This is a genomic window from Dongia sp. P2_B8 (assembly GCF_056404715.1).
Window position 1 is genome coordinate 943,824 of record NZ_JBFUDM010000001.1, and the last position, 13,734, is coordinate 957,557.

The following is a 13,734-nucleotide window of genomic DNA, read 5'->3' on the forward strand; positions in this document are numbered from 1 at the left end:
CGTGCGAGCTGTTAGAGAAGCGGCGCAATGTCGTTTTCCCAGCGCTTGGTCCAGGCATCCTGCTGCGACAGCACCACGTCGAAGTCGGGGACATAGACGTATTTGTCCATTTCTTCCGGCGTGAAGGCCAGATGCTTCAGTGCGTCGGGTGTCTTCGCCTTGACGTTGAGCGGCGCTTCGCCGGCAATCTCGGCATAGAGGCTGCTCATCTCCGGGCTGATGCAATGATTGATGAAGCCCAGCGTAGCATCGAGGTTCGGCCGGTTCTTGAAGACGGCAAAGCCGCTTTGATAGAGGAAGGTCGGCAGGCCTTCCTGCTTGGTCAGGCGCTCAACCGGGAAGGATTTAGCGACCGCCGTCAGCTGCGGCTCGGAATAGAAGCCGAGTGCGGTTTCGCCGCTGGTGAGCGACGTGGTGAAGTCGGTATCCGTGACGGCGATGCGGCCGATATTGCCGGACTCTGCCAGCTTCTTCATCAGCGCCCAGCCTGGTTCCATGTTCTTTTCGTTGCCGCCGGCATGGAGGGCGAGTGCGACGAGCTGCAGCATCATGCTCTGCGTAGGGCCTGGCCAGCAGATCTTGCCCTTGAGGCTCGGGTCGAACAGATCGTCGATGCTCTTCAACGCGATCGGGCTGATATCCTTGCGATACGCGAAATAGATGCCGCCGACGGCGCGTGGCACCGCCATGCCTTCGCCCTTGGCATTCTTGACGATGATCTTCTGCGGGATGTCGGCGAGGTTCGGCACATTGTCGGTGCTGACCGGAACCAGCCAATCCTCTTTCATCATGCCGCTGAAGGAGCCTTCCCAGCCGGCCACATAATCATATTCGACGTTTGGCCAGGTTGCCTTAATTTTGGGCAGGATGGCGCCGGAACCGCCCTGGTGCAGGACCCAATTCACCTTCACCTTATCCTGTTTCGCCTCGATCTCTTTCATTGCATTGACGACGTCGCCGCCCCATTCGACGGCCGTAATGTCCGTGGCCGCGGCGGCACGCCGCCCGGCGCCGAAGGTACCACTCAGAATCGTGACAGCAGCCGTCGCTGCCGTTCCTGCCAAAGCCTGCCTGCGCGTGAGATGTAACATATTGGCATCCCTTCTTATTTTTGGTGTTAAGACGAACGATGCTGATAGGCCGGAACATTTATAGGCCGGGCACGGAGCGGCCGATGGCCAGCGATCCCTGCCGAGTGCTGCGACCTTGTCTCGTGCAACATTCGGCCCGACGACGGCGGCGGTATATATCCAATTGCCTAATGTTAGTTCGCTTGCAGTCGATGTAAGTCGCTTCCCGACGCCACCGTCATGCAGCATATGGTCGACAGTGCCCAGTTCTTATGGCTGTAAACTCACCGTTCCGTCCTGCACAGCCAACTCTGCCAAAGCAGGTTCGCTCTCACCCCCAGGCCCAGCAACGGTTCCGGTGGCAACGTGCTGGGTTGGCCGAGCGCGGCCAGATCGGCGATCATCGGATTGTCGATCCCGCAAGCAAGATCGGCGATCAGTATGCCCGCTTGCGTTCCCTTGGTGACGCCAACGCCATTCTGGCACACGGCCGAAAAAACATTCTCGCCATGCTGGCCGAAGCCTGGCGCGAAGTTCTGCGACATGCACAAAAATCCGGACCAGGTCGCTTCCAGAGGCACCTCCCGCAGCAATGGAAAGCGCGCGTCAAGTTGCCGGCGATGGATGGCCGAGACTTTTTCATTGGTCTCGGAATCCGCCTTCATGGAGGGTTGGTAGGCATAGGAGGATCGCAGCAAAAGGCGGCCGTCTTGCGTATACCGAAGCGTGCCACCCCCGAAGCGTGCCGCTGGCAAGATTCCCCATTCTGGGTCACCGCCCAGGCTCTGCCGTTCAATGTCGCTCAAGGGGCGCGTGATGCTGGCGAAGATGCGCAAGCCGAACAAGTTTCGACGATAGATGCCGAATTGTGGCGCGAACCCATCGACGCAGAGCACCAGCCTGTCCGCCCGCACCTCGCCGTCGCTCGTGGTCGCCACAATCGTACGACCATACTCGATGGCCAGCACGGCGCTGTTCTCATGGAGCGTCACATTGGCTGGCAGGGTGTCGGCGAGGCCCCGAACCAGTGCTGCGGGCTGCATCAGGATCGTGCCGGGCGTCCGCACGGCGTTGTTGTAGAATCGTGTCCCAAGTCGGCCCACCAAGGCATCCTGATCGAGGATTTCATGAGGCTCCTCGAGCGCCTCCAGCATCTCCCTGAAATGCAGCAGCTGTTGCTGGCCAAGCGGCGCGCTGGCGGCCATGATTTGCCCGCGACGGCTCCACTGGCAGTCAATGCCATGCTCGGTCACGATGCGGTCCAGATAGGCGATGGACATGCGGTTGAGCCGGAGGGCGCGCCGCGCGCCATCAAGATTCCGCAGATCGCCGCTCGTATGATGCGGCAGGTCGATGGCAAAACCCGAATTCCGGCCGGATGCGCCATCGCCGACAGACCGCGCATCGACGACGACGATATGATCAATCGGCCGGTTCTCCGCCAGCCGTCGCGCCGCGGCGAGCCCCGCATATCCAGCGCCGATGACCAGCCAATCGGCCTTCACCGTTCCTTGCAGGGCAGGCTGCGGTTGCCGCGCCGGCAATCGCTTGAGCCACCCATTGGTCTCATCGTCAGCAGGCAGCAGGTTGATCTTCGGCACGGCACAAAGCTCCCGACATCATGTGCGCTGGAAACCTGTCATGCACGCAGGGTGCCGCGCAAGAGATGACCGGCACAAACAAAAAGGCGGGCTATTGCCCGCCTTTCTGCGTTCCGTATGTGGCGTCGGATCTTACGCCATCTCGCCGATCAGTTTCTGGTCGATCGCTTGCTTGCGGATGGCGCGCTGGATCTTGTCGAAGGCGCGGACTTCGATCTGGCGGACGCGTTCACGGCTGATGCCGAACTCGGTCGAGAGATCCTCGAGTGTCGTCGGCTCATCCTTCAGGCGGCGCTCGACCAGGATCTTGCGCTCGCGCGGGGTGAGCGAGAGCATCGCCTTGTCGAGCAGCTTCTTGCGCATCCCGAATTCCTGGTCGTCGGCAACGCGGGTCTCCTGGCTCTCGGTCTCGTCGACCAGCCAATCCTGCCATTCGCCCTCGCCATCGATGCGCAAGGGGGCGTTCAGCGAATGATCCGGCGCCATCAGGCGGCGGTTCATGTCGATGACGTCGCTCTCGCTGACCTTGAGGCGGGTTGCCACTTCGGTCACGTTCTCGGGCGTCATGTCGCCTTCTTCCAGCGCCTTGATCTGGCCTTTGACGCGGCGCAGGTTGAAGAACAGTTTCTTCTGCGAGGCGGTCGTGCCGATCTTCACCAGCGACCATGAATGCAGGATGTATTCCTGGATGGCGGCGCGGATCCACCACATGGCATAGGTCGCCAGGCGGAAGCCGCGGTCGGGGTCGAAGCGCTTCACAGCCTGCATCAGGCCGACATTGCCTTCGGAAATGACTTCCGACATGGGCAGGCCATAGCCGCGATAGCCCATGGCGATCTTCGCTACGAGACGCAGATGGCTGGTGACCATGCGGTGCGCTGCTTCCGGGTCCTGGTGCTCCTGCCAGCGTTTGGCCAGCATGAACTCCTCCGTCGGTTCCAGCATCGGGAACTTGCGGATCTCCGAGAGGTACCGGCCCAGGCTGTTCTCGCCAACAAGGGCGGGAAGTGTCGTCGTTGCAGTTGCCATTTTATCCCCAATCCACCATTCGATCCGCCGACTCTGGAGTCCAATCTTGGCGGCTTTAAGGCAGTTTCGCGTCCCTAAAGCCTATCCCAAGTCCCACTGGACAAGTCGGTTATCGATATAATTAAGATAGGTTAACGATTTCGCGTTTCAAGTCCTGCTGATTTGTATAACAAATCAAAGGGTTACTTTGTTCCCAGCTGCTCCAGCAAAGCGGCGAGATCGGCGGGAATCTCCGACTCCCACTCCATATACGCACCGGTGCGGGGATGGGTTACACCCAGAATGGCGGCGTGCAGTGCCTGGCGCGGGAAGGCTTTGGCGGCGGCGCGGGCGGTGTCGGAAAGCTGTGCGCGCCGGGCGATGGTGGCGCGGCCATAGGTCTGGTCGCCGATGAGCGGATGGCCGATATGGGTCATATGCACCCGGATCTGATGGGTACGGCCGGTCTCCAGCCGGCATTCGACCAGCGAGGCGCCGAGGCCGTAGACCTGCTCGACCTGGTAATGGGTAACGGCCTCTTTCCCTTTGCGCTCGACGACCGCCATGCGCTGGCGGTGGACGGGATGCCGGCCGATGATGGTCTCGATGGTGCCGGCCTTGGGGCTGGGCAGGCCCCAGACGGCGCATTTATAGGCGCGGGTGATGTCATGGGCGGCAAACGCCTCGGAGAGCGCGTGGTGCGCCGCATCGTTCTTCGCGGCGATCAGCAAGCCGCTGGTATCCTTATCTATTCTGTGAACGATGCCAGGCCGCTTGACGCCGCCGATGCCCGACAAACTGTCACCGCAATGGGCGATGAGCGCGTTGACCAGGGTCATGTCCGGATTGCCGGGGGCGGGATGCACCACCATGCCGGCCGGCTTGTCGATGACGATGATGTCGGCATCCTCATAATGGATGTCGAGGTCGATATGCTGCCCGATCGGCACCGGCGGGGTGGCGTCGGGCACATGCAGGGCAAAGGCCTGGCCCGGTTTGACCCGGTAGCTGGCGTCGTCTATGGTCGCGCCGGTCTCGCCAAAGCGGAGATTACCCCCTTCGATCAAGGCCTTGATGCGGCTCCGCGACATCTCGGGGACAAGCGCTGCCAACGCCCGGTCAAGGCGTTCGCCGGCTGCTTCCTCGGGAATGCTGAGCTGGAGGGGGGTGGGGTGGTCGGTCATTGATTGGGTGCCATATGGATCATGTCAGCAGGGAAGTACCCCGGCAGATGCTGGTACTCAAGACATTGGTGATCGGCTTTGCCGTTCTGCTGTTGGCGGCGGCCGTCATCCTGATCGCCTTTGGCGCCAACAGGATCGGCAAATCCGGCTTCGACCTCGCCAACCTGCCGGTCCCGGACGGCTGCCGGGTCGAGCAGATGGCGGCTGAGGGGGATCGCCTTATCCTCTCGATCGGTGGCCCCGGGGTGCCTGATGGGGACGATTGCCGGCAGGTGCTGATCGCGGATATGAAGAGCGGCAAATTGGTCGGTCGGTTCGAACTCAAAAACCCCTGATTCCTCCCCAATGGGACCCTGGGCTAATCGTTTAGCTAAACGATTAGCTAATCGATTAGCTGAGAGCAAAAGCATGAACTTCTGCAGCGACAATGTGGCCGGCGTCACCCCCGAAATCATGGAAGCCCTGGTCAAGGCCAATGCGGGGGCGATGCCCTCCTATGGCGCCGATGCGATCACCGCCCGGGTCGAGCAGCGCCTCGGGGAGATCTTCGAGCGTGAGGTCAGGGCCTTCCCGGTCGTCACCGGCACCTCCGCCAATTCGCTGGCCCTCTCCACCCTGACGCCGCCTTACGGGGCGATCTATTGCCATCCGGAAGCGCATATCATGGTCGATGAATGCGGCGCCCCGGAATTCTATACCGGCGGCGCCAAGCTGGTGCCGATTGCTGGCGCGGGTGGCAAGCTCACCGCCAAATCGGTCTCGGACGCGCTCGACAATGCGCGGGCGGGCGATGTGCATCATGTGCAACCCGCAGCCATCAGCCTGACGCAGGCCAGCGAATGCGGCACCGCCTATACCGCGACCGAGGTCGGCGCCATCGGCGAGATCGCCAGGCGCCACAAGGTGAAGCTGCATATGGATGGCGCCCGCTTTGCCAATGCGGTGGCGCATCTCAACGTGACGCCGGCGCAGATGACCTGGCAGGCCGGTGTCGATGTCCTCTCCTTCGGTGCCACCAAGAACGGGGCGCTGGCGGCTGAGGTGGTGGTGTTCTTCGACAAGGCGCTGGCCGAGAGCTTCGAGTTCCGCCGCAAGCGGGCAGGGCACCTCATCTCCAAGATGCGCTTCGTCTCGGCCCAGCTCGATGCCTATTTCGAGAACGATCTGTGGCTGACGCTGGCACGCCACGCCAACGGCATGGCGCAACGCCTGGTGGGTGGTCTCAAGACGCTCCCCGGCGTCCATCTGCTGCACCCGGTCGAGGCCAATGAGATCTTCATCCGCCTGCCGCTAGACATTGTGGCGGGGCTCCGCAAAGCCGGTTTCGATTTCTATGATTGGCCGGGGGCGGCCCCTGGCACCATCCGCCTGGTCACCAGCTTTGCCACCCAAGCCAAGGATGTGGAGAGCTTCATCCAGACGGCGAGTGGCCTTGCCCGAGCTGCTTAGTTAGAGGGGGCCGCCTGACCCGGGTGGCCTAGACCTGCACCCAGCGTCGGTCCATATGGCGAAACCGCAATTGTGATCGATCTCTCCCTATGAATTAATCCGGGCAACTTCAGCCCGCGCGCCATCTATTGCCAGGAGTGCCACGCCATGCCCGCTTATCGTTCCCGCACCACCACCCACGGCCGCAACATGGCCGGCGCCCGCGGCCTGTGGCGCGCCACGGGCATGAAGGACGGCGATTTCGGCAAGCCGATCATCGCAGTGGTGAATTCCTTCACCCAGTTCGTGCCCGGCCATGTGCACCTCAAGGATCTGGGGCAGCTGGTCGCGCGCGAGATTGAGGCGGCGGGGGGCGTCGCCAAGGAGTTCAACACGATTGCGGTCGATGACGGCATCGCCATGGGTCATGACGGCATGCTCTACAGCCTGCCGTCGCGCGAGCTCATTGCCGACAGCGTCGAATATATGGTGAATGCCCATTGCGCCGACGCCATGGTGTGCATCTCCAATTGCGACAAGATCACCCCCGGCATGCTGATGGCGGCGCTCCGCATCAACGTGCCGGCGGTCTTCGTTTCCGGTGGCCCGATGGAAGCCGGCAAGATCATGCTCAAAGGCAAGGAAGTGGCGCTCGATCTGGTCGACGCCATGGTGGCTGCAGCCGACGACAAATACACCGATGCCGAGGTGCAATCTATCGAGCGCTCCGCATGCCCGACCTGCGGGTCCTGCTCCGGCATGTTCACCGCAAATTCGATGAACTGCCTTACCGAGGCGCTGGGCCTGTCGCTGCCCGGCAACGGCTCGACGCTCGCCACCCATGCCGACCGCAAGAACCTGTTCCTCGAAGCCGGGCGTCTCATCGTCGACATCACGCGGCGCCATTACGAAGAGAATGACAACAGCGTGCTGCCGCGCAGTGTCGCGAGCTTCAAGGCGTTCGAGAATGCGATGAGCCTCGACATCGCCATGGGCGGATCGACCAACACGGTTCTGCATCTGCTGGCGGCGGCACACGAAGCGGGCGTCGCATTCACCATGGCGGACATCGACCGCCTATCGCGCAAGGTGCCGTGCTTGTGCAAAGTGGCGCCGGCGAAATCGGATGTGCATATGGAAGATGTGCACCGTGCCGGCGGCATCATGGGCATCCTGGGCGAACTCGATCGCGCCGGCCTGCTGCATGGCGATGAGCCGACGGTCCATGCCGGCACCATGCGCGAAGCACTGGCACGCTGGGATATCCGTCAATCGAACAGCGAGACCGTGCAGCGCTTTTTCATGGCAGCACCGGGTGGCGTCCCGACGCAGACCGCGTTCAGCCAGGCGCGGCGCTGGGACGAACTCGATCTCGACCGCAGCACGGGCGTCATCCGCGACAGCGAGCACGCCTTCTCCAAAGATGGCGGCCTTGCGGTCTTGAAGGGCAACCTCGCCCTCGAAGGCTGCATCGTGAAGACCGCGGGCGTCGATGAAAGCATCCATGTCTTTGCAGGCCCCGCGCGCGTGTTCGAAAGCCAGGACGATGCCGTCTCCGGCATCCTGCTCGGCACCGTGAAGAGCGGCGACGTGGTGGTGATCCGCTATGAAGGACCGCGCGGTGGCCCCGGCATGCAGGAAATGCTCTATCCCACGAGCTATCTGAAGTCGAAGGGTTTGGGCAAAGAATGCGCGCTCATTACCGATGGTCGCTTCTCCGGCGGCACCTCGGGCCTCTCGATCGGCCATGTCTCGCCGGAAGCCGCAGAAGGCGGCCTCATCGGACTGGTCGAGGAAGGTGACCGGATCGAGATCAACATCCCCAACCGCACGATCAGCCTCGCCGTGCCGGAAGCCATCTTGGCCGCCCGCCGCGCCGCGATGGACGCCAAGGGTGCCGCGGGCTGGAAGCCGGCGCACAAGCGGAACCGCAAGGTCTCTGATGCGCTCAAGGTCTATGCGGCCTTCACCACCAGTGCGGCGCGGGGCGCCATCCGCGATGTGGATCAGGTGAGGTAGGGCCAAGCGGATAAGGCGGGCGAGATAGGGTAGGGTGGCGCAGGGCTGGGCGGTACCCGAAATATCCCAATCGGACCAGTCCGTTAGATCAGGCTTGATCGAAACCCGCCGATCCTCTAAGAGTTCGGCCGCCGCGACAGCCACAAGTCGCCGGCCTCTGCGTCCCCATCGTCTAGTGGCCTAGGACACCAGCCTCTCACGTTGGTAACACGGGTTCAAATCCCGTTGGGGACGCCAAATCTTACTTGCATCCTACTGGTCGATTAGCGCTGCATCTTGCAGCGATGACGCGGCGTGGCGTTCGTCAGAATATGTTGGCGGCGGAAGAGGACGCAAAAATCCTCGAGCTTATGTTTGAAGCTCTGAACCTATTGTCCAAAAATAGAGGCATCCCCTTTTAACGCCGAGTGAAACCAGGGAGGCCCGCTCTTGCGGGTCTTTTCCCTGCGCCCCCAGGCGGAAAGCTCATGGTTCGTTTTCATCTTTCGTTAGAAAGAGTATAAGGGCATACCCGTATACGAATCGGAGATGGGCTATCGTGAAGCCGTTGAGCGAAAACGATATCGAAGCGGATCTTAGCTACTGCTATTTGCGGGCGGTGGCCGCTAAGGCTGGCATGAGCTGTAGCGAGGCCTCCAGACATTTGGACAATGCAGGCATTGATGCCACGATCACGGCGTGGGGGTCTTTCCCTCCGAGTTACAAGACAGAAGTGGATTTTAAAGTCCAGCTGAAGGCGACAGTAAAAGCGCCGGGGGAGAGCAGCAACCACTGGTCTTACTTCTTGGCGGGGGTGCAGCGATACGATGACCTCCGCAGTCAGACGAGCACTCCCCGTATTCTTGTCGTTCTATTCTTGGACGGAAAGCCAGAAGAGTGGCTCAAGCTGACACCTGACCAAATGACACTGAAAAAGTGCGCGTACTGGTGTAGCTTGCGTGGGGCACCTGAATCGGACAACAAGTCAGGTCAAACTATATACCTTCCCAAGGTTAATCTTGTTACGCCTGAGAGTTTGACTGAGTTCGTCCGGCAAGTCGCCAACTCTTCCGTCCCTGATTACGTGATTCCGTCATGATCCTGCCGACTCCTACAGAGATACGTGATTACCTTCGATATCGAGGGTGGCAGCAACTCGATAAAGCTGTTGCTCTGGATCGCCTGTATGTTCTCTCAAATCCGGAATACGAACGGCGGCAGATCGTAATTCCGATAGATAATACCACCATCGATTTTGATGAGACCGTATTGCTGGCACTCACTAAGGTGGCTGATATTGAGAGAATTAAGGTGCAGATGCTTGTCGCGAGCATCATCGGCCTTAGATCGGATACACTCCGTTTCTCGATTGTGACTAATCGGAATGACAGTGTAGTGCTTCCGTTGTCGTATGCATCGGACGCACTGGCGAGTGCTCAGCAGATGCTTTTATCGGCCGCTTGTACGGTGATCACACCCCGGTTACACCATCCGAGGCTTTCCAAAGCCGAGGCACATAGCCTGCTGGCCGCGTCACGATTTGGCCATACGGAAGAGGGAAGTTTCGTTTTTAAAGTATCATGTCCACTTGATGACCCGTCCGCTCAATTGGCGCTGGGGGATGATTTTGCAGACACGAACTTTGCTCGTCGCACCACGGAGACGATTGCGCGAAGTATTGACGAGCTAGTTTTTGCTATTGAAACAGACGCGCTGCAAAATTTTGTGGAAGGTATCAAAGCAGATAAAAGTCCGCAGATTTCGGCAAACTTCTGTGAAGCCTTGGTGAATCTTCACGATGAGAGCATCAACAACTCAGTTCGCTTTTCTGTGTCCTGGTCACTAACCCGCGCGGTTAGCGATGATCTCAAGAAGGTGCAAGAGATTAAGCGCGAGTATTTCCCGAGGATCGCGGAGGTACAACAGGAGCTTCGCAAAGCGGAGAAGCCTCTCGAGAGCGTCTTTGTTGGTACTGTTGAAGAATTGAATGGAGATATGGGAGAAGATGGCCGTCGATCGGGCGAGGTAGTTCTCTCACTTATGTCGAATGAGTTCGATGACACGGTGCGCGCTCGCACTTCCCTTGACGCCGACAAGTACGATAGGGCCCACCAAGCCCACAAAGACGCCAATGCTTTCATCCGCCTCAAGGGAAAATTGCAGCCTGGCCGCCAACCGAGGCGGCTCATGGATGTCACGGAGTTCGGCATTATAGCTCCCGGCGACCTGACGAAATGAGTGTTGAAGTGGGCCAATCACCGCACGCCGAGGAACCTTAGGTTGCCGAAATCCATAAGTAGCCCTGCCATGCGGCCATCGGGATGCTAATCACTGTCGCTACCAAGCCAATCGCTTTGGCGGTACGACCCTCGAATATCCGATCCAATGTCACGCCTATTCCACGCGACGCAGTCTTAAGCTTTCCACTAATGAGTTTTCGTATGACTTGATGAAAGAACCCGATCTTGCTGAGGGTCGAGTTATGCATACGAATAAACTCGTTGTTCTGAAACGCTTGCACCTCTTGCTCGCCTGTCAAGAAGTGTCGGTGACTTCCTCCGTTCAATTCCATAAGAGATTTTAGCTTCGGATGGGCCGCGTAGTCGCTGCCATATCGATTCGTCAACAAATCATTCAAATTGAGCCGTCGCTCGACTGGAATTACGGGTGCATCGGCCCCGCCTAGAACTCGATGGCGATGCTCGAGATGTTCGAAACCGTAGGTGAGGTTTCGCATGTTCCAATGGACCCAGTATTTATCCCGTCTATCGCGAACGAACGCATAAAACTCACGGAGCAACTGCCGCTCAACGTCGTCAAAGCGTTCACGAACTTGTTCGCGCGCGATATGGAGTTCCTCCGCGATAGAGTGGGTTGAGAAACTCACCGTCTGCTCTGTGGGGAAATGCGTGACAGCAATAGATGTGATGCGGGGAGACAGAGCCTCGTTGTCGTCGTAGAGGCTCTGGCAAGAATAGTGGACGATGTAGAAATTCTCAGGGCGGGCCTTCAATTCGCTAATGAATTCACGGCTCGTATTGATGCCCATCTTCAGTGCCCCCAAAACTCAGCGCGCGACTTTGTGTTGACTCGACTATCTAAACAGCGAGAAATGCCACATTCTATACAACTATATGGACAGTAGCGAAAGACAGGTGCGCCCCCGCGCAGATGCGTTGGACATCCTGCTCCAAAAGTGTGCACATTACTGTACATCTTCGCCGATCATGTGTTGAATTGAATCAATGAGTTGGATGTTCCCCTGCGGTACACTCCCGTTGGGGACGCCATTAACAGGAGGAACTATTCCCGCCCCGTATCAGCGAATTGTCTCCGCTAATCACATATTGAGTTGCTTAGAACCTGATCCCAAACGTCGTATTGATAGTCCCCTCATCCATGTCCCGATTGAACGGGATGTCGTAAGCGAGTTTGGCGCGGAAGGGGCTGGCCATGAGGCCTACTTCCGGACCGGCCACGAAATCGCCGTTGAAGCCCGGGCCGTAGAGATAGCCGATATTGCCGCCGATATAGGCGCGGAGAGTCATCCCCCTAGGTTTCTGCCCGCGCGCTGAGCCGCGGCTTGGCCGAGCGCGCCGTGGCATTCTTCATGGCTTGAGGCGGCTAGAAAAAAGTTGGGAATATTTGCCGGGCTTCTTCGTTCTATTATTAGGCGCCGGAATCGTCCCCCCAATCTGAACCGGCGCCATAAGGCGCTGTGCCGCGGCAGCCCCCGCGGCACAGCGCGTCTATCTGCATGGCACCACGCAGTTTAGGGTCGGTTGACATCGTCGTGGAGGTACCTTCGGTCCTGCTGGGTGCCAGGAACCAGATGGCTAGGCTGCGGCTGCCGGGCCTATAAGCCCCCCGATCAAATCGAGCAGTTCTTGCTGCCGGAACGGTTTCGGAAGCGTAGCCGTTGCCCCGAGATGGCCAGCCATGTTCAGCGCGTCGTATTTGGCGATGTCGATGCCTGACATCGCCACAATGGGTTGCGCTGGAGCAGTCGCGCGGATTTCGCGGATAAACTCGATACCTTCGCGATCCGGCATAAGGATGTCGGTCAGCACCAGATGGAACGTTGTGTTCTGCATGGCAGAAAGCCCGTCTTCGACGCCACTGCAGGTCGTGCAAAGATAACCCGCGCCGTCCAGCACCTGTTTCACCAGCTGGAGGATCACCGCGTCATCGTCAACGACGAGGATGCGTGCCGTTTGTTCGACCGGGTTCTGAAAATCCACGCGCATCATGGTGTTCCGAAGAAATAGCTCACGATCGAGAACGCGCGTGGGGTGCGATTTATTCCTCCGACAATGATCTCAGCCAAATCCGGTTAGAAGCGCCGTTGAGAGGTGTGCTATTTCGGCCACGTGTCGGCGAATTGCCTCAGCAAATCACATATTGAGTTGCTCAGAACCTGATCCCAATTGTCGTGTTGATAATGCCTTCGTCCATGTCGCGGTTGAACGGAATGTCGTAGGCGAGTTTGGCGAGGAAGGGGCCGGCCATGAGGCCTACTTCCGGGCCGGCGATGAAATCATCGTTGAAGCCCGAGCCGTAGAGATAGCCGATATTGCCGCCGATATAGGGGCGGAAATCATCGTCGCCCATGGTGAAGTCGAGGCTGGCGACGGTGCGGCCGCCGAAGCCGTCATTCGGGGTGTCGAAATGATAGAAGCCGGCCTGCTCGGCACCCACTGACAGCCATGGCAGGACCGGGACATCGACGGCGAAGTTGAGACCGGCGAGTTGGCTGGTATGGCCGGCTTCGTCCTCGAGGTTGAAGCCGTAGAAACCGCCGACGCTGAAGATCCGATTGTGTTTCTGCGGCAGGGGTGCCGCGGCCTCGACCGGCGCAGGGGCGGGGGCTGGTGCCGGAGCAGGTGCTGCGGCGACCGGGGCCAGCGGCTGCTCGACCGAGATTTCGACACGCCGGTTGGCAGCTTCCTTCACGCCGTCAGGCGTCTGCACGGCAAGATCGGTTTCGCCCAGGGCCTCGCTGGTGACGGCATCGGCCGGGACACCCTGGCGGATGAGTTCGCCCGCCACCGCCTGCTCGCGGCGCTCCGAGAGTGCCTGGTTGTAGGCGCTGCTGCCCGAGGTATCGGTGTGGCCGCGCACCGAGATACGCGCCGATCCGGTGCGCTGGAATTCCTGCGCCGCGGCGGCAATCACGGAAAGTGCGTCGGCATCCAGGGTCGACTTGTTGAACGGGAAATGGACGACAAAGCGGCCGGCGTCAGCTTGTGCGACCTGGCTAAGGGCGGCTTCCTCCGCCATGGCGCCACCCGTCGATCCGATAAGGCCAACCACCCACAAAGCCATGATGCGTTTCATCGGATTCTCCTGTGTCTCGTGAAGCCAATACCGCCAGCCGGGGGCGATTGCTGTCCGGCCGTGTAAACCAGGCAGGATCGGCTTTGTTCCACGGGGCGGGGCTATTGT

Annotated in this window: 13 protein-coding genes and 1 tRNA gene; 6 read left to right on the forward strand and 8 right to left on the reverse strand. The window is 59.7% G+C overall.

Annotated elements, in window-relative coordinates; translation table 11 throughout:
* Positions 1–11: 11 nt before the first annotated feature.
* The 4 genes from AC1DWZ_RS04375 to AC1DWZ_RS04390 form a co-directional block, all read right to left on the reverse strand.
* Complete coding sequence (locus AC1DWZ_RS04375) at positions 12–1,091, reverse strand: ABC transporter substrate-binding protein (protein ID WP_477167638.1); 1,080 nt, start codon at positions 1,089–1,091, stop codon at positions 12–14.
* 263 nt (positions 1,092–1,354) lie between these two features.
* A complete protein-coding gene (locus AC1DWZ_RS04380; RefSeq protein ID WP_477167639.1) occupies positions 1,355–2,671 on the reverse strand; it encodes an NAD(P)/FAD-dependent oxidoreductase in 1,317 nt (438 codons plus the stop codon).
* Positions 2,672–2,803: 132 nt separating this feature from the next.
* On the reverse strand, positions 2,804–3,700 hold the full coding sequence (gene rpoH / locus AC1DWZ_RS04385; RefSeq protein WP_477167640.1) for an RNA polymerase sigma factor RpoH: 897 nt from the start codon (positions 3,698–3,700) through the stop codon (positions 2,804–2,806).
* 182 nt (positions 3,701–3,882) lie between these two features.
* Positions 3,883–4,863, reverse strand: a complete 981-nt coding sequence (locus tag AC1DWZ_RS04390; RefSeq protein WP_477167641.1) for an RluA family pseudouridine synthase — start codon at positions 4,861–4,863, stop codon at positions 3,883–3,885.
* A gap of 47 nt (positions 4,864–4,910) precedes the next feature.
* On the opposite strand from AC1DWZ_RS04390, the gene AC1DWZ_RS04395 reads away from it, so the two are divergent.
* The 6 genes from AC1DWZ_RS04395 to AC1DWZ_RS04420 all read left to right on the forward strand — a co-directional run bounded on the left by AC1DWZ_RS04395 (position 4,911) and on the right by AC1DWZ_RS04420 (position 10,527).
* On the forward strand, positions 4,911–5,198 hold the full coding sequence (locus tag AC1DWZ_RS04395) for a hypothetical protein (protein WP_477167642.1): 288 nt from the start codon (positions 4,911–4,913) through the stop codon (positions 5,196–5,198).
* A 73-nt stretch (positions 5,199–5,271) separates the two neighbouring features.
* On the forward strand, positions 5,272–6,312 hold the full coding sequence (locus AC1DWZ_RS04400) for a threonine aldolase family protein (RefSeq protein WP_477167643.1): 1,041 nt from the start codon (positions 5,272–5,274) through the stop codon (positions 6,310–6,312).
* Between the two features lie 147 nt (positions 6,313–6,459).
* Complete coding sequence (gene ilvD, locus AC1DWZ_RS04405; RefSeq protein WP_477167644.1) at positions 6,460–8,310, forward strand: dihydroxy-acid dehydratase; 1,851 nt, start codon at positions 6,460–6,462, stop codon at positions 8,308–8,310.
* 161 nt (positions 8,311–8,471) lie between these two features.
* Positions 8,472–8,547, forward strand: a tRNA-Glu gene (locus tag AC1DWZ_RS04410).
* Positions 8,548–8,848: 301 nt separating this feature from the next.
* The gene (locus AC1DWZ_RS04415) at positions 8,849–9,388 is read left to right on the forward strand and encodes a DUF4365 domain-containing protein (protein WP_477167645.1); all 540 of its coding nucleotides are present in this window, start codon (positions 8,849–8,851) and stop codon (positions 9,386–9,388) included.
* The gene (locus AC1DWZ_RS04420) at positions 9,385–10,527 is read left to right on the forward strand and encodes a hypothetical protein (RefSeq protein WP_477167646.1); all 1,143 of its coding nucleotides are present in this window, start codon (positions 9,385–9,387) and stop codon (positions 10,525–10,527) included. Before AC1DWZ_RS04415 ends, AC1DWZ_RS04420 begins: the two co-directional genes overlap by 4 nt.
* Before the next feature lie 37 nt (positions 10,528–10,564).
* Here the strand turns inward: AC1DWZ_RS04420 and AC1DWZ_RS04425 are convergent, their stop codons facing one another.
* The 4 genes from AC1DWZ_RS04425 to AC1DWZ_RS04440 form a co-directional block, all read right to left on the reverse strand.
* Positions 10,565–11,338 (reverse strand): hypothetical protein, encoded by a 774-nt coding sequence (locus AC1DWZ_RS04425; RefSeq protein ID WP_477167647.1) that lies wholly within the window; start codon positions 11,336–11,338, stop codon positions 10,565–10,567.
* Between the two features lie 307 nt (positions 11,339–11,645).
* Complete coding sequence (locus AC1DWZ_RS04430) at positions 11,646–11,837, reverse strand: hypothetical protein (RefSeq protein WP_477167648.1); 192 nt, start codon at positions 11,835–11,837, stop codon at positions 11,646–11,648.
* A 288-nt stretch (positions 11,838–12,125) separates the two neighbouring features.
* Positions 12,126–12,539, reverse strand: a complete 414-nt coding sequence (locus AC1DWZ_RS04435) for a response regulator (protein WP_477167649.1) — start codon at positions 12,537–12,539, stop codon at positions 12,126–12,128.
* Between the two features lie 160 nt (positions 12,540–12,699).
* Complete coding sequence (locus AC1DWZ_RS04440; protein WP_477167650.1) at positions 12,700–13,626, reverse strand: OmpA family protein; 927 nt, start codon at positions 13,624–13,626, stop codon at positions 12,700–12,702.
* Between the last annotated feature and the right edge of the window lie 108 nt (positions 13,627–13,734).